The organism is Streptomyces sp. NBRC 109706, from assembly GCF_000974485.1.
Classification (GTDB): Bacteria; Actinomycetota; Actinomycetes; order Streptomycetales; family Streptomycetaceae; genus Streptomyces.
Genome location: NZ_BBOM01000004.1, coordinates 198,858 through 222,205 on the forward strand (window position 1 = coordinate 198,858; position 23,348 = coordinate 222,205).

Consider the following 23,348-nt stretch of genomic DNA (forward strand, 5'->3'; position numbering starts at 1 on the left):
GCACTGGGCGCGCCCCCCGGTTTCGTACCAGCCGGTGTTCTCCGTGCGTGGATCAGCCGATGGCGACCGCCTTCGCCGATTCCAGGAGCGCCAGCAGAACCGTCTTGCTGGAATCGCGTTGCCGCACGTCACACATGACGACGGGGGCGGGATTCCGCAGGTTCAGCGCGGCGTTGACCTCCGCCGCTGTGACCTCGGTGCGGCCGTAGAAGCAGTTGATGCCGATGGCGAAGGGGATGCGTCGCTGTTCGAAGAAGTCGACGGAGGCGAAGCTGTCCGCCAGCCGGCGTGGGTCGGTCAGCACGACCGCCCCCAGCGCCCCGGCGGCGAGATCGTCCCACATGAACCAGAAACGTTCCTGCCCCGGCGTGCCGAAGAGGTAGAGCACATGCTCGGCGTCCAGCGTGATCCGGCCGAAGTCCATGGCCACCGTGGTGGTGGTCTTCTCCGGGATCTGGGCGAGGTCGTCCACGCCGACGCTCGCCTGTGTCATGTACTCCTCGGTCTCCAGCGGGGGAACCTCGCTGACCGAGCCGATCATGGTGGTCTTGCCCACCCCAAAGCCGCCAGCGACCAGGATTTTCAGGGCCGTTGGCATGGCCAGCGACGATCCCCCCGGCTGGCTATAGCCTGCGGATTCCATTGATGACCCTCTCCAGTAGTTCCACACTGGGGGCTGTCGCCTCATGACTCGGCTTTTTGATAGAGATCATGGATTTGTCGAGCAGGTCCCCGCAAAGCACTTTCACCACACTGGCCGGCAGGTCAAGCCGCGCCGCGATTTCGACGATCGCCAGTGGGCGTTCCTGACATAGATCGAGGATGGCGGTCAACTCCGGTTGTTCGCGGCGCCTGTCGTGGCTGTGCGAGGCCGGCATGGAGACCACCAGGGTGATCAGGGCGAATTCAGATCCGTCTGGTGAGGTACGGCCCCCGGAGATGGCGTAGGGGCGGACGAGGTATCCGGACTCCTCGTCGAACCACGATGCTTTCTTCCTGACCGTCACCGAATTAGTGTCCCGAAGCCGTCGCGGACGAGGGTTCCGTGCGCGGGGCGGCGCTGAGGTACTCGCCGACCTGCTGCACGATGCGCGTCATCTCGTAGGCGGCCATCCCCGCGTCCACCTGGTCCGAGGTGAGCACCGCCAACTGGGCCCGCTGGCCCGCGTTGGTGACGAAGAGGAAGGCGTTGTCCATCTCGATGACGGTCTGCCGCACCGAGCCGCCCTGGAAGCGGAGCGAAGCGCCACGGGAGAGGCTCTGGAGCCCGGAGGCGACGGCCGAAAGGTGCTCGGCGTCGTCCCGGCCCAGCGCGGAGGACCGCGCGAGTGGCAGCCCGTCCTGGGACAGCACGATCGCATGGTGAACCTCGGGCACCCCGGCCACCAGGTTGTCCAGGAGCCAGCCCAGGTGGGCACTGGCATGGGTCTGGTCGGTCATCGCTGATCCTTCCTCGCAGTTCCTTCCGCATCGGCGTCATATCCGGCGGGTTGCGCCTGCGGGTCATGTCCTTCGGCAGAGGGTGCGGACGGTGTGGCGCGGGCGCGTTTGTTTCCCGACTGGATGGCCGCCATGGTGGCGCCTGCCCGACCGGGGGAGAGCGGACGGGACGATTCGTCGTCCTGCCCGGGGCGCAGGTGCGCCTCCTTGCGAAGCTGTTCCGCCAGGCGTTCGCCTCGAACGCGCACGGGGAGCTTCAGAGGCGCGTTGGCTCCGTCACCGGCCTGTGACGGCCCGTCGGGGGCGGGGGATGTGATGTCCGCATGTGCACGGGGCATATCTTCCGCTCTCTCGACGGTCTTGTCGATCGAGGAGCCGGACGGGACCGTTCGCGTGGGGGGACCAGAGGAGCGTTGGCGGCGTGGTGTCGAGCCACCGGTGTCGGAGGTACGGGAGGTGGGGGACGTGGGGGAGTTGACGGGGGACTGACCCGGGGCGGACGAGGAGGCGGTGGCCCCCGATCGTGACTCCGGGGGGTTGGGCGTGCTGGGCAACAGGCCGGCACCTCCGTAGGCGGGGTATCCGCTTTCGTCGTAGACGGCGGGCGGGTGGGGCAGTGCCTCCGTTTCGACGAGCGAACCCTGGGACAGGCTCGCCATGGAATCCTGCTGGGGAGGGACGCCCTGCTCGCGGCCGGCGAACTCGTGCTCGCCGCCCGTCGCGTGCGCGGGCTCGTGGTGCGGATCGGCGGACTCGCGGTCCTCGGCGCGGGCGAGGTCCCGCTCGTCGAACGCCGGGCGCTCGTCCCCGAGGGCGGGGGCCGGGTCCAGGCCGCTGCCGATCGACTGCCGTTCCTTGGTGGCGCCGGGCAGGGCGTTGAACGGCTGGGTGGTCTCCAGCTCGGCGGCGGCGTTCTTGGCGGCCTGGGCGTCGGACACGATCCCGGAGAGGACCGAGGTGTTGCCCTCCTCCAACAGCTCGTTGGGGATCAGCACCACGGCGAGCGTGCCGCCGTAGGGCGAGGAGCGCAGCACCACTTCCAGTCCGTGCCGCCTGGCGAGCCGGGCGACCACGAAGAGGCCGAGGCGGGGGGCCTCGCCCAACGCCATCATGTCCAGCTTGGGCGGATCGGCGAGGAGTTGGTTGAGCCGGGCGTACTCGGCCTCGGCCATGCCGAGACCCCGGTCGATGATCTCCACCGCGACCCGGCCCCTGGCCACCATCTGGGCGTTGACCGAGACCTTGGTGTCCGGCGGGGAGAACGAGGTGCCGTTCTCGATGAGTTCGGCGAGCAGGTGGACCACGTCGGCCACGGCGCGGCCGGTCAGCGAGACCCGGGGCGCGGGCGGGGCGTCCACCCTGCTGTAGTCCTCGGTCTCGGAGATCGCGCTCCGCATCACCTCGTAGACGGGGACCGGCTCACCCCAGCGACGGCCTGGCACGGCGCCGCCGAGGATCAGCAGGTTCTCGGTGTGGCGACGGACGCGGGTGGCGAGGTGGTCGACCGCGAAGATCTCCTTGAGCAGCCGGGAGTCCTGCTGCTCGCGCTCCAGCTTGTCCAGCTTGGGGATGATCCGGTTGATCAGGATCTGGGTGCGGCGGGCCAGACCGAGGAAGACGGTCTCGGATCCCTCACGGCGCCTGGCCTGCTGGACGACGGTCTCCAGGACCTGCTGGCGCTGCTGCTGGAACGCCTTGGCCAGCTGCCCCAACTCGTCGTCGCCGTATGCCTTCGCCTTCTCCTCGTCGCTCTCCGATCCCGGCAGTTTGGCCTGTGCCACCCGACCGAGCTGTTCGATCAGCTCCGGCAGGGTGGTCTCGGTCAGCTCCTTGGTGTCGGAACGCAGCGCGGAGACCCGACGCAGCAGGGACTGGGTATAGCGGATGCTCAGGAAGACGGCCCAGACGAGCGCCGCGAGGACCAGGATGGTGCCCACGATCGCGCCGATGAGCAGCCGGGTGCTGCGCGAGGACGCGCTGTCGACAATGCTGTCCAGCGTGTTGCCGCTCAGCGTGTGCAGCTCTGCGCCGATCATGTCGGCGGCCTCGCGCCAGGCGGTGTGGTTGGTCGGCAGCACGGTGACCCCGCCGCCACCGAGCGACTCGACGGCGATCAGCATGCCGAGCTGCTGGCTCTTGACAAGGTTCTCGAAGGCGCCGATCTGGCTCGACGGCAGATCCGTCGGGTCCATCCCGGTACGGGCCTGGTGCTGCAGGGCCAACGCCTGGGCATATGCCTGGACGACGGCCTCGCTCTCGGCGTCGTCACCCTCCGACAGGTACAACAGGGCGTCCTGTCGGGAGGCGGCCTCGGAGCCGCGGGCCAGTTCGGTGACGGCGATGGCCTGGTAGGCCAGCTCCGCGTCGTCGATCCTGGCCGCGGCGCCCATCAGGGTGATGGCCTCGCCGATGGCGCCGGTGAACCACTGGTACGGCGCCAGTCCGGCAAGTTCGCCGCTGTCGATCGCCTCGCGCTGCGGCGAGAGTTCGACGAGCGAGCCGTCGAACTGGCCGGCCAGGCTTCGAATGGTGGCGCTGGCGGAGTCCAGCCCTGAGCGGGCGCTCCGGAAGCGTTGGGTGGCGTCGGCCGTGGCTGTCCTGGCCTCTTCCAGGGCCTCATGGGAGCCGCTGTCGCCGTCGGTCTGCCAGGCGGCGGTCAGGCGGCGTTCGTTCTGAAGGGCGGTGATCAGATCGTGGGTCGGGGGCCCGATCGATTCGGCGCGGTCGGCGTCAGCGCTGAGCTTGAAACTCTCCGAGACCAGGGCGCTGCCCGCCCAACCCCACAGAACGGTGAGGGTGAGTGCGGCGATGAGGACCGGCAGAACGAGCGATATCCGAAGAGATCTACGCGATGTTCTGGGATCTCTGCGTCGGTCGCGTATGCCTGACATCTGATTCCTCGGGGGCGGCGGAACGATGATAGCGATGAGGGACATCCAAAGCAGGATGTGTGCAATGTCCGGTTGCTACAGTGAAAATGTCGTTTGCGCAGCGTAACGCCACGTCAACTAACGTCCAACCCGGTGCACCGTACCAGGTCATGCCGATGTTGTTCGGCCACGGGCCGTTGAACTCGAACAACGCATCTGGCCAGTGCTTCACCGCTTCCGATGTTCCGGAACTCGGCCCCCGTGACACAACCATCGCCGCCTCTCCCGAGAAGCTTCACAGCAGTGCCATCAGTCGGGGCGTGTAGAGCGCTTCGAAGGAACCCACGCCCGCCACCAGGTCGAAGTAGGTGGTGGTCAGTTCCTCGTCCTTGCACACCGCGCGCAACAGCGCGAGCCGTTCCTGGTGCACCTCCAACTGGGCGACGCTCAGGGTGGCTTCGAAACCGCCGAGGAGGGCCTTGTCCCGCTCCGCCGCATAGCCCGCCAGGGCCTCGTCGAGACGGAGGGGATGGTCCATGTCGTCCCCTATGTGTCGCACCAGCGATTCGACCTGGAGGAACGCGTCGCTGATGCCACGCGCCGTGATCGAGTCCTTGTGGTGCCCGGCGTCGCCGACCAGCGCCCAACCGGGGCCGCTCGCCTGCCGGAAGAAGTTCTGCTGGTCCCCCGTGCCGCGCAGCCGCTCCACCTGCCGCTTCCCCCGCATCCGCTCGAAGAGAGCGGGAGCCGTGGTGCGTATCTGCTCGTGGTAGGCCCGTTCCAGATCCACCCGCACCTCGTCGAAGCGGTCCTGGGGAAAGTACGTCAGCACCAGGGTCGCCCCGTCGTTGGTCGGCACCGCCGCCACCCAACTGCCCGGCCGCTCATAGAGTTCGAGCCCCGCCGGCAGGTCGTCCCAGTAAGCGTAGTAGGCACAGGTGAGGCGAGGTTTCCGCCGCGTGAACGACGCGTCACAGAGGTCCGCGGTGCGCGACCGCATCCCGTCCGCGCCGATCACCAGCGAGGCGCGCTCGCTGAACCGCCCGCCCTGGTGGGTGCCTTCGACGCCGACGACCCGGCCGCTCTCGTCCCGCAGCAGACCCGTCACCGTGTGCCGTTCCCTGAACTCGACCCCGGCCGCGATCGCCCCGTCGAGCAGGATGGCGTCCAGCACATGACGGCGCGGCGCATGGGCCGCCCGCTGCCCCTCGACGCCCCGGCCGCATCCGGTCAACCGGACGTCCTCGACCTCGTAGTGGACCTGTTCCAACGCCGGACAGCCGGAGGCGACCACCTGCTCCAGCAGGCCCCAACGCGCCAGCGCGGCGATACCCGGCTGGTGGATGAGGTGGGTGGAAAGGGTGTCGGACGGGAATCCCGCCCGGTCCACCAACAGGACGCGGAATCCGGCCCGGGCGAGCAGCATGGCCGTTGGGGATCCGGCACACCGCGCACCGACCACGATGGCGTCGAACATTATGTGAGCCTCACAAAAAGTTGGCTGTACAGCGAAACCGCTTTGTCCGGCGTCTTCTCTGACAGCTTCTCCTGGGGATATTCGGGCAATTCGGGGCGCCATTCGGCTGCGGGGAACGGCAGCCGCAGCGGTGGGGAGCCGCCGGCGCTCTCGACTAATAGGCGGACGGCTGTTCCAGGGCGCCGGTCAGGGCGCGACGGTCGATCTTTCCGTTGGCGTTCAGGGGGAGTTCGGGGAGCACCGAGATACGCCGGGGGATCATGTACGGCGGCAGCCGGTCGCCGAGTGCCGCGTACAGCGGCTGCGGATCGGCTTCCGGGCCGACGACGGCGGCTGCCAGCTCCTTCTCCCCGTCCGGGCCCCGCACGGCCAGCACCACCGCGTCCCGCACGCCGTCCTGTTCACGCAACAGTGCCTCGATTTCGCCCGGTTCGATGCGGTATCCACGGATTTTCACCTGATGGTCCACGCGCCCCAGATGCACCAGACGACCGTCCTGGACGGCCACCCGATCGCCGGTGCGGTACCAGTGCGCATCGGTGAGTGGCGCGTTCCCGGTGTAGGGATGCACCGTGCCGGTCTCGTCGATGCTGAGAAAACGGCCCACGTTGTTGGCCGGATCCAGATAGCCGGGAAAACGCTGGGCACCGCGTACGCAGAGTTCACCGTCGTCGACGGCGGCGCCCGCCTCGTCCAGGAGCACGAACTCCAGCTCGGAATAACCCTCGCCGAGCGGGACCGTGCCATTGGCCGGGTTCGGCCAGTCGGCCGGATCGGGCGGCAGTTGGTACTCGGTGCAGGAGACGGTCGTCTCGCTGGGGCCGTAAAGGATTTCGAGCACGCTGTCCGGCGCCGCCGCCCGCCATGCCCGGGCGCTCGCCAGGGGCAGCGGCTCCCCGCCGAAGACGCTCCGCCGCAGGGTCGGCAGCGCTCCGGGCTTGAGGGTGCCCAACTGGGCGGCGAAGGAGACCAGCGACGGCACCGAGAACCAGTGCGTCAACTCCCGGCCGGCGATGAACTTGACCGGCGACAGCAGTTGGCTGCGCATCGGCACCACCAGCGTGGCGCCCGAACCCCAGGCGACAAAGAGGTCGTATACGGAGCCGTCGAAGGTCAGCTCGAAGGTGCCCGACATCCGGCTGCCCGGGCCCGCGTCCGCGCGGGGCACCACATGCGACAGATAGGCCGTGACATTGCGGTGCAGCACCGGCACCCCCTTGGGCGTCCCGGTGGAGCCGGATGTGAAGACCACATACGCCCGGTCGTCGGGGCCGGCGGCGCACGGCGGAGCCTGTTCGCCGCCGGCGGCGAACGCGCGCAGCCCGGCCACCGAGGGCGCCACCACCGGGACACCCAACTCCGTCGCGCCATAGGCCGGTTCGGCCACCGCCAACTCCACGCCGGCGGCCGACGACACGGCGGCGTTGCGCGTCGCCGGAGCCTCCGGGTTGAGCGGCACCACCGTGGCGCCGGCCCGCAGCGCGGCCAGATAGCCGACATAGGTCACCAGCGACCGGCTGGCCACCAGGCCGACGGCGCGGGGCGGTCGCCCGCCGCACACCTGGACCAGATGTGCGGCGAGCCCCTCGACCAGCCGGCGCAACTCCCCGTAGGTGAGGCGTTCGTCGCCCACCTCCAACGCCGGTTGTTCGGGGTGGTGGGCCGCCGATTCGGCGAACCACCCGTACAGCGTCTCGCGCCCGCCGGTCATGCCGCCTGAGCCTCCAACACATGCAGCCAGTTACGGAAGTCGCCCACGGTGCGGAGCTGGGCCAGCTCCTCGGCCTCGACCTCGTAGCCGTGGTCCGATGCCAGGCGCAGGATGATCCGCACCCGTGCCAGCGAGTCGATGCCCATATCGGACAGCAGCGAGCCGTCCGGATAGTCGTCCGCCGCCGTTCTGGCGTGCTCGCGCAGCACCGTGGTCGCCAGATCGCCGCCGCCGTGCTCGGACCCGAAGTGCTCGCCGGGCCAGAAACGTTGGGTCTGCCAGGGGTAACGCGGCAGCTGGACGAAGCGGTGGTCCGGGCCGAACACGCTCTCCCAGCGCACCTCGTGGCCCCGTCGGTACTGCTCGGCGATGGCCGCCAACGGCGTCGCCTCCGCCTCGGGCTGGGTGGGCCGCGTCGGATCCCGCAGCGCCTCCAGCATCTCCTCGTGCGAACCGGCGACGACGGCCAGCCGGAACGCGTGGTGCTGACGCCGGGTCGCCGCGCTGAAGCAGATGTCGCGCAGCGCGAACTCGGCACCCCGGCCGCCGGGGGAGAGATAGTCCGCATAGGAGCGGACGAGGGCCTGGAGCGCCGGGATCGACCGCGCGGAGAGCGTCAACAGGCAGACCTCGCCCGGCCGTTCCGAGCGGCGGGCGGCGGCATACCGTTCGGCGACCGTCTCGCCCTGGCGCACCACCAGGTGCGCGTTCAACGTCGACGAACCCTGTCCGCTGATGCCGGCGATGGCCGGCCGTCCGGTCTCCGGCAGATCGTGCGGCCGGGTGGCGATGGCGATCGGCAGCCCGGCCCAGTCGACCTTCGGGTTGGGGGTCTGTACATGCAGGCTCGGCGGGACCTGCGCGTACTCCAGGGCCAGGACCGTCTTGATCAGGCCGGCGATCCCGCCGGCCGCCTCCGCATGCCCGATGTTGGTCTTCACCGACCCCACCAGGCAGGGCCGGTCAGCCGGCCGGCCCTCGCCCAACACCTGGCCCAGCGCGGTGATCTCGATCGGGTCCAGGGTGGGCGAACCGGAGCCGTGGGCCTCCACGAAGTCCACGTCGGCCGGGGCGATGCCCGCGTCCTCGTGGGCCCAGCGCAGGACCTCGATCTGCCCGGCGAGCGAGGGCGTCAGCACGGACTGGCTGGTGGCCCCGTCGTTGCTGATCGCGCTGCCCTGGATCACCGCGCGGATCCGGTCCCCGTCGGCGATCGCCTGCCGCAGCGGCTTGAGGATCACCACGCCGACGCCGTCGCTGGGCGCGAACCCGTCGGCGTCGGCATCGCCGAACTTGCTGCGGCCGTCGTGTGCGATCCCGCCGGCCTGGGTCATCAACACGCCCTCGTCCGGGCGCAGCAGCAGGTTGACCCCGGCGGCGATGGCCAGCGGGGTCTCCCGGGCGCGCAGGCTCAACACGGCCGAGTGGATGGCGGTCAGGGAGGAGGAGCAGGCGGTGTCGATCGCCACACTTGGCCCGCGTAGATCAAAACTGTGGGAGATCCGGGCGGGCAGCAGGGAGCGGTAGTTCTGGAACGAGGAGGCGTTCACGGTGGTCAGGCCCCGCCGGTACTGCTCCTCCAGGAAGTCGGAGCGCGCGGCGCCGACGAAGACCCCGGTGCGGGTGCCGGCCAGATCCTCGGGACGTTGCCCGGCATCCTCCAGCGCCTCCCAGGTGGCCATCAGCAACAGGCGCTGCTGCGGGTCGAGTTCGACGGCCTCGCCGGCTGATATGCCGAAGAACTCGGCGTCGAAGTCGGCTATCCCGCTGACATAGCCGGCCCGCCGGGTGCCGATCATCCCGGGGCCGGGCTCGGGGGAGTACAGGGCGTCCACGTCGTAGCGGTCGGTCGGGGTGTCGCTGGTCGCGTCCAAGCCGTGTCGCAGCACCTCCCACAGCTGATCAGGGTCTGCCGCGCCCGGGAGCCGGCAGGCCATGCCGATCACGGCCACCGAGCGTTCTTCGACCTCCGCTGTCGAACTCTTCACCAGTCCACTCCTCTGCATTCTCTGACGTCCCTGCGATGGTGCTGCGTTCGTGCGTGATGCCTGCGCTTGGTGCTCTGTGCTTGGTACTTGCGTGCTCTGTGCCTGGTGCTCTGTGCCTGGTGTCTCGTGCTTCGTGCGGGTGGGGCCGCGTGTCTGGTGCCTGGTGCCTGATCCCTGGTGCCTGGGGGGTGCCGCGGACGGTTGTGACGCCGCGATGTCTTTGTGTGCCTGCCGCCCTTACTCTGCGTATATCTCGCCGGGGCTTTGGTCTCGCTCTGTAACTCTCCGCTCGCTGGTAGTTCCCATGCGTGGTCGAACTTATGCGGGGCCGGACCCCTCGTCCGCCCCCGCCCCCCTTATCGGTGTGACAGGTTCGGCCGGTGTCGGCCGTACCTTGTCGAGTCCAATGCGGGTTCTGTTCTGCTGCTGATCAGCCTCGCTCACCTGGCTCTATGCCGGTGTCATATGTCTTACGCGAGTGCATGGTGCCGTCCCTGGGTGGGTATCCACCCGCGGTTCCCGAACCATGCCCTCGTCGGGGCAACCTTGCCGACCGGAAAGAGGTCGCGCCCCACATGGCTGCGGGCAGGGCCGACTCTTCGTAACGTCCGGCGCGTCCGTGACGTCCGATCCATGGCGAATGGCCGGATCACGTCACTGACGTCCCCTCTGCGGACGGTTCCTGTCGGGTGCTTCATAGCCTCATGACTCGCGGCGTGGTGCTGCGGATTGGCACGGCAGGGAGACCCTACGCGAAAGTAGGCGCTCAGATCACCGCTCTTAACTGCCTCTTTACGACAGTGACACGACATTGTCTGAACACGTTCTGCCGCAGGAGTGGCCGCCTGTCGCGCCACTCGCCCCAACTGCCCCAACCGACGCATTGGTGCTCCGGTGGAGGGCGGGGGCGGCGGCGTGCTCGCGGATGCCGACATGAAGACCACCGCACGATTGTCGTACGAGGCAATCGGATCCGCTCGTTTCTGATTGGGAATGACGGGAAGTGGCTGTGGGAGGGTTGAAGGGGACTGGATCTGGACAAGCTGTCGGGTTGCGCCTCATGCCCGCCGACGGAGGACCAGGTGCGGACCAATGGTGCGGGAGGAGCCGGTGTGACGCAGCCGGTGTGACAAAAGGCGCCGCAAGTGCCCCGGTGGGGCGGCGCATAGCCCACCGCTTCTGGTTTCATGTGTGCCCATGAAGCCCCTGACACCCGATCAAACCCCCAACGAGGGTGAGCAGCGCAGGCGCCGGCTGCAGCTTCTCGGTCTGAACGACTCCGAGCCCGAGGCAAAGTTCGATCGCGTCGCTCGACTTGCGGGCAACCTTGCCCAAGCCCCCCTTGCCATGGTCAATTTCATCAGCGATGAACGTCAGATGTTCCGGGGGATGTACAGCCCGCCGGCGGCGGAGGACGGCATCGGTGCTGATGGCGATGGTCGAGGCATAGCCTTCGACCTCAACAGCCTTCCCGAGATAGCCAGAGAGGCTCCGATCGACTACGGGTTCTGCCCACATGTGGTCGCTCAGGGCTCACAGTTGGCCTTGGACGACGTCTTCGACTATCCGCGTTTCAAGGGCAATCCGCTGGTCAACGAGATGGGCGTGCGGGCCTACCTCGGCACCCCGCTGCTCGACCACACCGGCCAGATCCTCGGGACCGTCTGTGTCGCCGACACGCGCCCCCGGCAGTGGGACGCCCGACACATGGAGGGCATGCAGAACCTCGCCGAGACGCTGCTCTCCGAGTTCCAGCTCCGGGACAGCCTGCTGACGCAGCAGCAGGAGATGTTCGCCGTCTTCGACGGCGCTCCGTTCCCCATCATGCTCACCCAGGGCCCCAACCATCTGCTGCGGTACGCCAACGCCAAGCAGGGCGCGTCGTTCGGGCGGGTCCAGCAGTTGAGCGCGGGGCGCGAGTCCCTTCCGGGCCTGGACGCGGTCGGCGTTTTCGCGACCATGGACCGGGCGTACCACACCGGCCAGACCGCCAGCCTCGCCGACGCCAGGATCGCCTCCTACGACGCGACGACGCCGCAGAACTTCACCTTCACCTGCACCCCGGTGCGGCTCTCCCCCAAGGCCCCCGTGAGCGGGGTGCTGACGGTGGCGGTCAACATCACCAACCAGTCCCCGGCGCAGAACGACGCGCAGCAGATGGCGGCCGAGTTCACCTCCCAGGTGGAGCGGCTGGGCACCGGTGGGGTTCCCGGCTGGTCCCAGGCGAGGCCGGCGATCTGAGGCCGTGCCGTGCGGGTGGCTCCACGGCGCTCGCCGGCCGGCCCAGGCGTGGCCAGAGCCCGGTCCGGCCGGAGCGACCGCAACAACCGACTGACCGGCCGCGTCGAGCGGCTGGCAATGGACGACAGAGGGGTGACTTTCAGCCAATCTCTGCTGACTGACGTAACGGTCACCGTGTCGAGTAGTGGACGCGGTGGCCGTTATGTCGTGTGTGGCGGGCTTTCGCCCTGACCTCCTTGCCGTCGGCAGGACTCCGGTTCTCATCCGAACGGCCTCGCTCGGGGTGCGCCCCGCGCCGGGCCGCCGTTGGCTGGAGCCCGTGGCGGTGCCAGCCGACGTTCTCGTGGGCGCGCCGCCGAGGGCCGGGCGACGACAAGGACACGGGAACATGACGGAGACCTCCACACGGGCGGCGGTCGCCGCCGGGATGGCGGCCGGCTATCTGCTGGGCCGCACCAAGAAGGCGAAGCTGGCCCTGGTGCTCGCCTCCTACGCGCTGGGCCGCCGGGTGCGGCTCAACCCGCGTGAACTCGTCACCGAGGGGCTGCACCGGCTCGGCGGCACCGACCAGTTCGCCAGGATCAGCGACCAGGTGCGCGGCGAGCTGCTGTCCAGCGGCCGATCCGTGGTGTCGGCGGTGGTGCACCGCGGCTACGAGACCGTCGCCGACGGCCTGGCCAGCCGCACCAAGACCCTCCTGGAGAACGCGGTTCCCGGCGTCGGCGAGGAGGAGCCCGAGCCGGCGGCGAAGCAGCCGGCTCGGCGATCTGACCGGAAACATTCGCGAGCGGACACGGATTCGGACGCGGATTCCGGTGCCGACCCGGATCCCGATGCCGATGCCGATGCCGATGCCGATGCCGACGCGGGCGCCTCCGCGGCTGCCGAGGACGAGACCGATGAGGAGGCGGGCGGCGGGCGCGGGCGGGGGAGCCGTGCGCGGTCCTCGGGGCGCCGCCGCCCCGGCGAGCCACTGCCCACCAGGGAACGTGCGCCCAGGCGGCCCAGCCGGCGCACATCGGCCACCAGCGGCTCCCGGCAGAAGGGCGGTGCCAGCTGATGAGCCCCCAGGCCGCGAAGGCACCCGAGGAGACCGAAGAGGGCGGGAAGAACGGCGCGGAGGAGAAGCCGTCGGGACTTGAGCGGCTTCGCGAGGAGCTGCTGAGCTTTCTCGGCGCCCAGGCGCAACATCTGGTCGACAAGGCCGGCGAAAAGCTGACCGATGTGGCTCATCGGATCGCCGAGTCGGCGGAGGACAGCAAGGCCGTTCCGGATACCGCCACCCGCCTGATGAAGGGTGAGAATCCGGCCAAGGCTGCCGCTGGTTCGACGCTACGAGGGCTCAAGGACAAGGTGACTCCCGGGGGCGGCTCCTCGGGCGACGAGGAGGGGGACGGGGACGGCGGGCAGGCGGCGACCGGCGGTGAACAGGAGGCCGGAGACACCAAGGTCACCAACATCGTCGAGGTGATCGACGTGGGTAAGCCGTTGCGCACCTGCTACGACCACTGGACGCAGTTCGAGAAGTTCGGTGTCTTCACCAAGGGCGTCAGCAACGTCTCCACCTCCGACGACACCACCACCGAGTGGAAGACCAAGATCGCGTTCTCCGAACGCAGCTTCGAGGCCACCATCGAGGAGCAGGTGCCGGACGACCGCATCGTCTGGCGCTCGGAGGGCGCCAAAGGATCGACGCGGGGCGCCGTCACCTTCCACGAGCTGACTCCGACGCTGACCCGGATCATCGCGGTCGTCGAGTACCACCCGTCGGGCTTCTTCGAGAAGACGGGCAATCTCTGGCGGGCCGTTGGCCGCCGGGTCCGCCTGGACCTCAAACACTTCCAGCGCTATGTGACCTTGGCGCCGGAGGAGGAGATCGAGGGTTGGCGCGGCGAGATCCGGGACGAGGAGGTCGTGCGCAGCCACGAGCAGGCGCTTCAGGAGGAGCGCGGAGAAGCCGGCGGACCCGAGGACGACAACGACAACGACACCGACGAAGAGCGGCCGGAAGGACAGGACGATGAGTGAAGAGAGCTCGCAGCAGGGCTATGACCCGGAGGACGCCGATGTGCTCCTCGACGTTCCGGTGCTCAAGCTCGACGAACTGAAGATCGAGGCGGATGACCTCAGGGCCAAGATCTCCCTCAAGGCGGAGGTGTTGAGCCTGCTCAAGCTCAATGTCGGCGCCGATGTCACCCTCGGCAAGCTGGAGTTGGACCTCAAGGGCGTGGACGCCCAGGCGCTCCTCAAGGTGCGTCTCGACCAGGTCGCCTCGATCATCAAGGAGGTCCTCAACACCATCGACCAGAACCCCCGCATCATCGAGCAGGTGGTGCAGGAGGCCTCCGCGACCGCGGGCGGAGCGGTCGATCGCGCGGGGGGAGCGGTGGAGAAGACCGGCGAGGAGGTCTCCAAGACGGGCGAGGAGATGTCCGTCGCGGGCAAGGTGACCGATGTGGCCAAGGATCTGGCGAGGAAGGCCGCGGCCAAATCCGGGGCGACTTGAAGAGAACACGCGGAGCGCGGCGACGAGACCGGCACCGAGCCGGACTTGGCCTTCTCCGCGATCGTGCGTGCCGACGAGATGCGTTGGGGCGAGGTGCCCGATGCCCGGATCGCCTTCCACGGCTGCCCGGGTCATTCCTCTCTCTCGGCCTCCGATCGGACCGACCTCCCCGACCAGGTCGCCCCCGGAGTGCGCTACCGCGACGCCCGGGTGCGCTATGTGCTGGCCACCCAACTCGCCGCGCAGGACGGCGAGGACGAATGCGCCGATCCGCCGACGGCCTGACGACGCCCCCCTGCCGCCGCGCCGCTCGGATGGACTAGCCTCCACCTCGTGAGGTGATCCCCCGTGGCGACCGTAGCCGTCGCCACCGAAGCGAACCCCTGTCAATCCGTGGGCTGTTGCCCCCGGACGCTTCCGTGTGGAGAGATCACCAGAATGACGCGTCAATCGCCCGCTTCGGCCATGCCCCACGACCTGGACGCCCTGCTGGCCCGGGCACAGGCAGACTCCTCCGTCCTCGGCGTGCTGCTCAGCGGATCCCGAGCCCACCACGGCATGGGGACCGAGCACTCGGACCACGACATCCATGTGGTGGTCCGGGACGACGGCCCTTCGGCTTTCGCCGACTGGGACGGATACCGCTCCCCGACACTGGACCTGGTCGTGCTTCCCCTGGCCGACTTCACCCGGCGGGGACTCCCCGGGGACGAGCAGAGCTGGATGCGCTACGCCTACGTCCACGCCCGGCTGTTGTTCGACCGGTTCGACGGCGGGATCGCCGAACTCCTGGAGCGCAAACGAGCACTGCTCCCCGACGAGGCCCGGGCGGCCGTCGACGGCTGGCTGGACGCCTACGTGAACCAGACCTACCGCTCCCTGAAGAGCTTCCGCGACGGGCGTCCGGAGCTGGGACATCTCGATGCCGCCGAGAGCGTGCCCTTCTTGCTCGAGGTCGCCTTCGCGCTCCATCGGCGGGTGCGGCCCTACAACAAGTTCCTCGGCTGGGAGTTGACCAACCACCCGTTGGCCACCGCCGGCTGGAGCGCCGAGCGGCTGCTTCCGCTCCTGCGCCGCCTTCTCGCCGACGGTGATCCCGGCGTCCAGCGCGGGCTGTTCGCGGAGGTGGAGCCCGTCGCCCGTGCCGCCGGCCATGCCGCCGTGCTGGACTCCTGGGGCGTTGACCTGGAACTCCTGCGCCCGCGCGGCTGACGAGCCCGCCCGGCCGGTCGGCCCGGCGTCGGCCGGCCGGGACTCGTCGTGAACGTGGGGTGATTCGTTGTCGAACAACGGACGCATCGCATGCCCTCCAGTGGCCTGACTCCTCGCCGATGTTGCGCGGAGTAATTATTAGTGTGCCACTGGACACGGAGAGTGACAAGGGGGTAGGTTACGGAGAGTGATGATTCTCAAGATGTTTTCGGTAGGACGACCGCGCCGCCCTCTGGGCTCCGCCCTTGGCGGTGTCTCTCGGTGGCCCGCGATGGTGATGGCCTCGGTGCGATCGCGTTCACGGCTCCCGGCCCGCCTCCGCCGCCATGGCCCGCCACCGCCCGGGTGGTCGGGGCGGCCGGGCCACCCCCGCTCCACCGCGGCCGGTTCCGGGGCCCCCGCACCAGGCGCTCTGGGCAACGGGCCCGAAGGCGCTAGGCTGACGAGCGCAGCTGGTTCGCCCTGTCCGCCAGGCAGGCGCGTCGTAAGAGGGAACCCGGTGGGAATCCGGGACTGCCCCGCAGCGGTGAGTGGGAACGACCGCCGTCAAACGCACTGGGCTCCAAGAGCCTGGGAAGCGACGGCCATTAGGTCTTCGCCTGAGCATTCAGGCCGGAGGTGCCCGCGAGTCCGAAGACCTGCCGCTGCCCGTGGGCGACCGTCGCTCACGGTTGTTTCGGTGACCTCGTGGGCGGGTCGGCGTGCTGGTGACGAGTGCCTTGAGCGGCGGCAACGGCCGCGCCGGGCCCTTCCGTCGCCGTGCTCCTTCGCTCCCGCGCGCGGTCGCCGAGACCAGCCAGGAGACATGCTCGCGAAGGAGAGTTTCTTGACCAGCGAGTCCGCAGCCGCGGCACCACGGGCCACCGTGTACGGCTACCCCCGTCAGGGATCCAACCGGCAGCTGAAGAGGGCGATCGAGGGGTACTGGAAGGGGCGCGTCACCGCCCCGGATCTGCTCGAAACCGCCTCCCGACTGCGCCAGGCCAACTGGCGTCAGCAGGCCGACGCCGGCCTGCACGAAGTCCCCACCGGAGACTTCTCGTTCTACGACCATGTGCTGGACACCAGCGTGATGGTCGGCGCCATTCCGCCCCGGCACCGCTCGGCCGTCGAGGCCGACGCCCTGGCCGGCTACTTCGCCATGGCGCGTGGCACCCAGGACGTCGCCCCGCTGGAGATGACCAAGTGGTTCGACACCAACTACCACTATCTGGTCCCCGAGCTCGGCCCTGACACCGTCTTCACCGCCGATTCCAGCAAGCAGCGCGCCGAGTTGGGCGAGGCGCTGGCCCTCGGCCTGGCCGCCAGGCCCGTTCTCGTCGGCCCGATCACCTATCTGCTGTTGGCCAAGCCGGCCCCCGGCGTCGCCGAGGACTTCGAGCCGCTGACGCTGCTGGACCGCCTGTTGCCGGTCTATGCCGAGGTGTTGGCCGATCTGCGCGCCGCCGGCGCCGGCTGGGTGCAGATCGACGAGCCGGCACTGGTCCAGGACCGCACCCCCGCCGAGCTGTCCGCCGCCGCGCGCGCCTACCGCGATCTCGGCGCCCTGGTGGACCGGCCCAAGCTCCTGGTCGCCTCCTACTTCGACCGCCTGGGCGAGGCCCTTCCCGTTCTGGCCAAGGCCCCGGTCGAGGGGCTGGCCATCGACTTCACGGGGGCCGCGGCCGGCAACCTGGAGGATCTCGCGGCGGCCGGCGGTCTGCCGGGCAAGCGCCTGGTCGCCGGAGTGGTCAACGGCCGCAACGTCTGGATCAACGATCTCGAACGGTCGCTCGCGACCCTTGCCACGCTCCTCGGGCTGGCCGGCAGCGTCGATGTCGCCGCCTCCTGCTCCCTGCTGCACGTCCCGCTGGACGCCACCGCCGAGCGGGACATCGACCAGCAGATTCTCCGTTGGTTGGCCTTCGCCCGCCAGAAGGTCGCCGAGATCGTCACCCTGACCCGCGGTCTGGCCGAGGGCAGCGGCGCGATCGCCGCCCAACTCGCCGCCAACCGCGCCGATCTCGCCTCGCGCGCCGGCTCCCCGATCACCCACGACCCGGCGGTGCGGGCCCGCGCCGCCGCGGTCACCGAGGCGGATGGCCGCCGTTCGCAGCCGTATCCCGAGCGCACCGCCGCGCAGCGCGCCCAGCTGGCGCTGCCGCCGCTGCCCACCACCACCATCGGCTCCTTCCCGCAGACGGTCGAACTCCGCACCGCCAGGGCGGATCTGCGCGCCGGCCGGCTGGACGCGCCGGGCTACGAGGAGCGGGTGCGGCACGAGATCCGCGACACGATCGCCTTCCAGGAGAAGGCGGGGCTCGATGTGCTGGTGCACGGCGAGCCCGAGCGCAACGACATGGTGCAGTACTTCGCCGAGCAGCTCACCGGCTATCTGGCCACCCAGCACGGGTGGGTCCAGTCGTACGGCACCCGCTATGTCCGGCCGCCGATCCTCGCCGGCGACATCGCACGCCCCGAGCCGATGACGGTGCGCTGGGCCCAGTACGCGCAGTCGCTGACCGACCGCCCCGTCAAGGGCATGCTGACGGGCCCGGTCACCATGCTGGCCTGGTCCTTCGTCCGCGACGACCAACCCCGCGCGGACACGGCCCGCCAGGTCGCGCTCGCCCTGCGCGACGAGGTGAACGACCTGGAGGCCGCCGGCACCGCGGTGATCCAGGTGGACGAGCCGGCGCTGCGGGAGACGTTGCCGCTGCGCGCCGCCGACCAGCCGGACTATCTGGCCTGGGCCACCGAGGCCTTCCGGCTCACCACCAGCGGGGTCCGCCCCGACACCCAGATCCACACCCATATGTGCTACGCCGAGTTCGGCGACATCCTGCAGGCCATCGACGATCTGGACGCCGATGTGATCAGCCTGGAGGCGGCCAGATCGCATATGCGGGTCGCCGCCGAACTCGCCGACGCCCGCTACCCCAGGGAGGTCGGCCCCGGCGTCTACGACATCCACTCCCCGCGGGTTCCCGACCCATCCGAGGTCACCGAACTGCTGCGGGCCGGGCTCGCGGCCATTCCGGCCGAGCGCCTGTGGGTCAACCCGGACTGCGGTCTGAAGACCAGGGCCTGGCCGGAGGTGCGCGATTCGCTGACCTCCCTGGTCGAGGCCGCGCGCACCCTGCGCGGTCAACTGCCCTGATCCGAACACCCCTCGGGCCTGTCGCGCCCCACCCGGGGTGGGCGCGGCGCGACAGGCCCGCCCACCCCGGCGAAGGCCGAAACAGGAGCAGGAAGTTCACGAAGTTGGGAAGAACGATTCCTGTCGCCCCGGGCTTAGGGCAGGCTGTCGGTGTGAGCACTGACACACTTGACAGTGACGGCCAGCGGCCGAATCAGCGCACGTCGACCCCCGAGGAGCAGCTGCTGCCGGAGGCCCTGGTGGAGCGGATCGTGCAGGCCGTGCGCCTGGTCGGCCTCCCGCTGGCGGTGGAGACGGGCGGTCCCGGGGTCTACCTGGATCGGGAGGGCCCGATAGAGGGTTCGGTCGATCATGTGGTGATCCGCTGGCACGCGTCGAACCTGCTGTCCGACGTCGCGGAGAAGGAGCTGCCGGCCGGTCCCGCCGAGCGGCTGATGAGCGCATCGCTCACGGCGATGGAGGACGCCCTCGCCGAACTCCTCGCCGCGAGTGGGCTGGTGGTCGCCAAGCATCCGTTCACCCGCTCGCTGGCCGTCTGGGGGATCGACGGCCCGCCGCCGGTCGAGGGAGGGGACGAGCCGACGGCCCACCCCCACCCCCTCCCCTGAGGCCCCGGGCCGCCCGGAACCGCCGGCCCGTCCCGAACTCCGTTGCTTCAGCCGACCCGTTCCGCCGCCTCGTCCCACAGCGCCACGCTGTGCCCCGCCACCCGGGCGGCGATGCGGCCGAGCACCTCGTCCACCGGCTGCGCGTCGAGCCTGCGCCCGTCGCGCAGCCGCACGGCGAGTTCCCCGGCCGCCGCCTCCCGCGCGCCCAGCACCGCCTGGTAGGGAACGAGCCGATGCTGGCGCACCCGCGCCGCCAGGCTCCCCTGCTCCGGGCCGACCACCCGGGCGCGCAGACCCAGTTCGGCGGCGCGCAGCGCCACCGCCCCGGCATCGGCGCACTCCGCGTCGGAGACCGGGAGCAGCACCAGCTGGAGGGGCGCCAGCCAGGGCGGAAACGCGCCGCCGTGCTCCTCGATCAGATGCGCGACGGCCCGCTCCACGCTGCCCACGATGCTGCGGTGCACCATCACCGGACGATGCCTGGCCCCGTCCGGGCCGATATAGCCGAGATCGAACCGCTCCGGCTGGTGGAAGTCGACCTGGACGGTGGAGAGGGTGAACTCCCGCCCCGCGCCGTCGGTCACCTGCACATCGATCTTGGGTCCATAGAACGCGGCCTCGCCCTCCACCGCGTCATAGGGCAGCCCCGAGCTGTCCAACACCTCGCGCAGCAGGACCACCGAACGGCGCCACAACTCCGGGGCCGCCACATACTTTCCGCCCTCACCCGGCAGCGAGAGCCGATAGCGCGGCGGCGCGATACCCAACGCCCGGTACGCCCGTCGGATCAGGCCGAGTGCCGCGCTCGCCTCCTCGGCGACCTGGTCGAGGGTGCAGAACACATGGGCGTCGTTGAGCTGGATCGACCGCACCCGGGTCAACCCGCCCAGCACGCCGGACAGTTCGGATCGGTACATGCCGCCGAGCTCCGCCATCCGCAGCGGCAGCTCCCGGTAGCTGTGCGCGCGGGAGCGGAAGATCAGCGCATGGTGGGGGCAGAGGCTCGGCCGCAGCACCATCTGCTCGTCGCCGACCTCCATCGGAGGGAACATGTCATCGCTGTAGTGCGACCAGTGCCCCGAGATCTCGTACAGCTCACGTTTGCCGAGCACCGGCGAGTAGACGTGCTGGTAGCCGGCGCCGCGTTCAAGCCGGTGGACGTACTCCTCCAGGGCGTGGCGCACGGCCGCCCCGTCGGGCAGCCAGTAGGGCAGCCCGGCGCCGATCAACGGATCGGTGTCGAACAGGTTCAGCTCGCGGCCGAGCTTGCGGTGGTCGTACACGGTGGTCTCCCTCGTTCCGGACCGCCGCCGACCGCGTGGTGCGCGGAGCGGCGGATTGGGGTGGGCCTCGGACGAGCGACCACACGGCGAAGCCCCGGGGCGCTCGCCCCGGGGCTTCGACTAGGCATTCGTCAGCGCGCCGGGACACTCTCCGGCGTCGTCGTCATGGCGGCACGCTGCATAACGGCCAGGCTAACAGAGCGGAACCGGCCGGCGGGAGGACAACGTCCGCCCACCGGCCGGCCCCTGGCCCGCCCTCCGATCGTGGCCCGGAGCCCCGACGAGGGCGCCGTTCAGGGCGCGAGCTCCTCCGTGAGCTGGCTCAGCACCACGCCGTCCTCGCCGTAGGCGGTGACGGTCAGCTGCCCGGACGGCGGTTCCGGCAGGGCCACGTGGTAGGCGCCCCAGCCGGTCTCGCCCTCCAGCGTGATCAGCTCGGCCTCCCGCTCCTGACCGTCCACGACCACCGTCAGCCGGTCAACCGCCGGGTCCGACTGCCAGGTGCCGGTGCCGACGGCACCGGCACCGGTAGCGGTGACGCCGATGGTCAACGGCTCGGTCACGGCGGTCCCCGGCGGTTCGTCCCACTCCGCGAACGCGTCCAGCGGGGCGACGAGCAGGGATCCGTCGGGCCACAGCGCCAGGCCCTGGCCCTGGCCGATCTCGACCGGAACGCCGGGCTCGACGACCGTGGCCGAGCCGGGCGCCGCCGGGACGGCCAGGGCGGGTCCGGTTCCGGTCTCGTTGTCGCCGCCCAGCCATTGCGAGAGGGGGGCGACGGCCACCGCCGCGCCGACCAGCGCCGCCGTCACCAGCCCTGTGGCCGCGTGACGCCGGCGGCGCGACCGCCGCCCCCGGGCGACCACCAGATCCGTCGGCGGTGGGCCCACCGGCACCGACGCCGCCTCGCGGCGCAGTGCCCTGCCCAGCTCCGTGTCGCCGGCCCGGCCGTCGGCGGTGACGACGATCGGATCGGACCAGTTTCCTTCCCCGCCGCGCTCGTTCATGTCCCCGCCTCCTCAGGCCGCACGCGCGTCTCCTCGATCTCCCGCGTCCCCTGGGTCTCGCGGAGCGCGAGGAGGGCGCCGTCCGCGCGCAACTTCGCCAGTCCGCGCGCGGTATGGCTGCGTACGGTGCCGACGCCGGTGCCCAACAGCCGTGCCACCTCGGTCTCGCTCCGGTCGTCGAGATAGCGCAGGACGACGGCCGCCCGCTGTCTCGGCGTCAGCCGCTCCAGCGCCGGGAGCAACACGCCCCGGGCGGCGATCTGTTCGGCGCTGTCCGACTCCGCACGTTCGGGGAACCGGTCGGTGAGCCATTCGCGCACCCTGCGGCGCCGAAAGCGGTCCACATTGGCGTTGATCAGCACCCGCCACACATAGGCGTCCGGATCGTCGGCCCGCCTGACCCGTTTCCACCGGGCACACGCCTTGGTCAGCGCGGTCTGGGCCAGATCCTCCGCGTCGTGGTGGTTGCCGGTGAGCAGATAGGCGGTGCGCAGCAACGCCGGCCACCGGGCCGCCATATAGGCGCGGAAGTCCGACTCGACGTCCAGGGCGTCCAGGTCCGTGTCCTGGGGACGTCGCTCGGGCGACGGACCCTCGGCGGATCCGGCCTGCGCGGCCGTGCCGGGGGACGGCCGGCGAGGGTGGGTCCCGTCGTCGACATCCACCGTGCGTCCGGCCGGGGCCGGTGGGCCGGGCATCAGGGGGCTCGCCGTCCTCACGCGGCGGGCCGGTGCACATCGGCCGTCTGCTCCGGGCCGCCCTCGATCTCGCCTATCACCGCACCGTCCTTGTCGTAGGCGGTGAGCTTCACATGGGGCAGACCGGTGATCGGCCCGTCGAAGTAGTAGCCACCCCAGCCGGAGGCGCCGGGGAGTCGGATCAGGTTCGCCTCATGGTAGACCCCGTCGATCTCGGCGGCGATCCTGGACGGCGCGCACTCCGTCCGCCAGACCCCGCCGAAGTAGTTGTCCGCCTCGGCCTGTTCGGGACCGCGGAAGAGCGAGATGCCGTCGAAGGTGAAGCGGTCGTCGGCCAGGTCGGGACCGCCGTACTGGAACTGGAAGCGCACCGCCTCCCAGAACCAGGTGTCCTCGCTGGGGCCGAAGACGTACTTCTGGTCGGCCGAGGGGATCAGGGCCAGGGCGATCTCGTCGTCCAGGGCGATCCGCTCCAGCGGCCGGACGGTGCGCACATCCGTCCTCGGGGCGCAGGCGCGGTGGCCGCGGTCGCGGTCGCTGTCGATCGGGGCGGCCTGGGCGGAGCCGTTGGCGACGCCCAGCAGGCAGGCGGTCGCGATTCCCACAAGAGCGGTGCGGAGCAGGCGGGTGGTCATGGTGTCGCGTCCCTTCGGCGGAGGCTCTGTCACCAGGAGAGACGTCCGGCGGGTCGGCCGGCTATGACGTCGAACCGCATCGGATGGCGAACGGGTGGGCGGAGCACCGGCCGGCGAGCCGCCAAGGGCCCGATGATCAGCGGGGATTGTCAGTGGTCCCCCGTAAAATTGGGGGTGTTCGCATGGTTCGCCGTCGCCCCGGAGGATGCCGATGGCCGTCGTCGCAACACCCCTTCCCCTGCCCCTCTCCTCTCTGACCGTTCCCCAACTGCGCAAGAGGCCGCTGCCCGCCGGGCAGCCGCGAGCGTGGTACGAGTCGCACAACCGCAGGCTCAAGGCGCTGCGGCTGGCCACGGCCCTGTTGGACACCGGGGTGTACCACCCGGTCCAGGCGAGCGACGAGCGCATACGTGCCCTCGCCCCCCTGATCGGTGTGCACCCGCCCTCCGACACCACCTGCCGCCTGGTCCGTTCGTTGATGCGCCGCTGAACGCGTGCGCCGCGTGGCCTCCCGCCCATCCGGTGGGAGGCTC

19 protein-coding genes, 1 pseudogene and 1 riboswitch are annotated in these 23,348 nt (G+C 70.1%); of the genes and pseudogenes, 9 read left to right on the plus strand and 11 right to left on the minus strand.

The annotated features are described in order from the left end of the window. Positions 1-52: 52 nt before the first annotated feature. The 7 genes from AOM46_RS00850 to AOM46_RS00880 form a co-directional block, all read right to left on the minus strand. A complete protein-coding gene (locus tag AOM46_RS00850) occupies positions 53-598 on the minus strand; it encodes an ATP/GTP-binding protein (RefSeq protein WP_062204092.1) in 546 nt (181 codons plus the stop codon). A gap of 25 nt (positions 599-623) precedes the next feature. Further along, complete coding sequence (locus AOM46_RS00855) at positions 624-1,007, minus strand: DUF742 domain-containing protein (protein WP_062204095.1); 384 nt, start codon at positions 1,005-1,007, stop codon at positions 624-626. Positions 1,008-1,011: 4 nt separating this feature from the next. Continuing rightward, entirely contained in the window at positions 1,012-1,440 is a 429-nt protein-coding gene (locus AOM46_RS00860) for a roadblock/LC7 domain-containing protein (RefSeq protein WP_062204098.1), read from the minus strand. Then, the gene (locus tag AOM46_RS00865; protein ID WP_062204101.1) at positions 1,437-4,331 is read right to left on the minus strand and encodes a nitrate- and nitrite sensing domain-containing protein; all 2,895 of its coding nucleotides are present in this window, start codon (positions 4,329-4,331) and stop codon (positions 1,437-1,439) included. Before AOM46_RS00865 ends, AOM46_RS00860 begins: the two co-directional genes overlap by 4 nt. Positions 4,332-4,605: 274 nt before the next feature. Then, a complete protein-coding gene (locus tag AOM46_RS00870; RefSeq protein ID WP_062204104.1) occupies positions 4,606-5,787 on the minus strand; it encodes an NAD(P)/FAD-dependent oxidoreductase in 1,182 nt (393 codons plus the stop codon). Positions 5,788-5,941: 154 nt separating this feature from the next. After that, positions 5,942-7,498 (minus strand): amino acid adenylation domain-containing protein, encoded by a 1,557-nt coding sequence (locus tag AOM46_RS00875; protein ID WP_062204106.1) that lies wholly within the window; start codon positions 7,496-7,498, stop codon positions 5,942-5,944. Beyond that, positions 7,495-9,486 (minus strand): beta-ketoacyl synthase N-terminal-like domain-containing protein, encoded by a 1,992-nt coding sequence (locus AOM46_RS00880; RefSeq protein WP_234313577.1) that lies wholly within the window; start codon positions 9,484-9,486, stop codon positions 7,495-7,497. The genes AOM46_RS00875 and AOM46_RS00880 overlap by 4 nt, the downstream gene beginning before the upstream one ends. Positions 9,487-10,683: 1,197 nt before the next feature. On the opposite strand from AOM46_RS00880, the gene AOM46_RS00885 reads away from it, so the two are divergent. The 8 genes from AOM46_RS00885 (at position 10,684) to AOM46_RS00920 (ending at position 19,192) form a co-directional block, all read left to right on the plus strand. Next, positions 10,684-11,727, plus strand: coding sequence for a GAF domain-containing protein (locus AOM46_RS00885; RefSeq protein WP_062204113.1), 1,044 nt, complete (start codon positions 10,684-10,686; stop codon positions 11,725-11,727). A 388-nt stretch (positions 11,728-12,115) separates the two neighbouring features. Further along, on the plus strand, positions 12,116-12,787 hold the full coding sequence (locus AOM46_RS33745) for a hypothetical protein (protein WP_062204116.1): 672 nt from the start codon (positions 12,116-12,118) through the stop codon (positions 12,785-12,787). Continuing rightward, complete coding sequence (locus AOM46_RS00895; RefSeq protein WP_062204118.1) at positions 12,787-13,755, plus strand: SRPBCC family protein; 969 nt, start codon at positions 12,787-12,789, stop codon at positions 13,753-13,755. Before AOM46_RS33745 ends, AOM46_RS00895 begins: the two co-directional genes overlap by 1 nt. Beyond that, positions 13,748-14,233: a hypothetical protein gene (locus AOM46_RS00900; protein ID WP_062204122.1), complete on the plus strand. Its 486-nt coding sequence runs from the start codon at positions 13,748-13,750 to the stop codon at positions 14,231-14,233. Before AOM46_RS00895 ends, AOM46_RS00900 begins: the two co-directional genes overlap by 8 nt. A gap of 45 nt (positions 14,234-14,278) precedes the next feature. Beyond that, positions 14,279-14,518 (plus strand): hypothetical protein, encoded by a 240-nt coding sequence (locus AOM46_RS00905; RefSeq protein ID WP_062204126.1) that lies wholly within the window; start codon positions 14,279-14,281, stop codon positions 14,516-14,518. Between the two features lie 180 nt (positions 14,519-14,698). Continuing rightward, positions 14,699-15,445, plus strand: a complete 747-nt coding sequence (locus tag AOM46_RS00910; protein WP_062204129.1) for a hypothetical protein — start codon at positions 14,699-14,701, stop codon at positions 15,443-15,445. A gap of 472 nt (positions 15,446-15,917) precedes the next feature. Then, positions 15,918-16,088, plus strand: a riboswitch (cobalamin riboswitch). A 183-nt stretch (positions 16,089-16,271) separates the two neighbouring features. Continuing rightward, positions 16,272-18,584, plus strand: coding sequence for a 5-methyltetrahydropteroyltriglutamate--homocysteine S-methyltransferase (gene metE, locus AOM46_RS00915; RefSeq protein WP_062206199.1), 2,313 nt, complete (start codon positions 16,272-16,274; stop codon positions 18,582-18,584). Positions 18,585-18,736: 152 nt separating this feature from the next. Next, on the plus strand, positions 18,737-19,192 hold the full coding sequence (locus AOM46_RS00920; RefSeq protein WP_062204132.1) for a hypothetical protein: 456 nt from the start codon (positions 18,737-18,739) through the stop codon (positions 19,190-19,192). A gap of 47 nt (positions 19,193-19,239) precedes the next feature. Here AOM46_RS00920 and thrS read toward each other — a convergent pair. The 4 genes and pseudogenes from thrS to AOM46_RS00940 all read right to left on the minus strand — a co-directional run. Then, positions 19,240-20,481 (minus strand): annotated as a pseudogene (thrS, locus tag AOM46_RS00925) (threonine--tRNA ligase); the annotation flags it as partial. A 287-nt stretch (positions 20,482-20,768) separates the two neighbouring features. Then, positions 20,769-21,482, minus strand: a complete 714-nt coding sequence (locus tag AOM46_RS00930) for a hypothetical protein (RefSeq protein WP_062204139.1) — start codon at positions 21,480-21,482, stop codon at positions 20,769-20,771. Continuing rightward, entirely contained in the window at positions 21,479-22,180 is a 702-nt protein-coding gene (locus AOM46_RS00935; protein ID WP_078856355.1) for a SigE family RNA polymerase sigma factor, read from the minus strand. Before AOM46_RS00935 ends, AOM46_RS00930 begins: the two co-directional genes overlap by 4 nt. A gap of 17 nt (positions 22,181-22,197) precedes the next feature. After that, on the minus strand, positions 22,198-22,815 hold the full coding sequence (locus AOM46_RS00940; RefSeq protein WP_062204143.1) for a hypothetical protein: 618 nt from the start codon (positions 22,813-22,815) through the stop codon (positions 22,198-22,200). A gap of 211 nt (positions 22,816-23,026) precedes the next feature. On the opposite strand from AOM46_RS00940, the gene AOM46_RS00945 reads away from it, so the two are divergent. Continuing rightward, positions 23,027-23,305 (plus strand): hypothetical protein, encoded by a 279-nt coding sequence (locus tag AOM46_RS00945; protein ID WP_370592615.1) that lies wholly within the window; start codon positions 23,027-23,029, stop codon positions 23,303-23,305. The last annotated feature ends 43 nt before the right edge of the window (positions 23,306-23,348 follow it).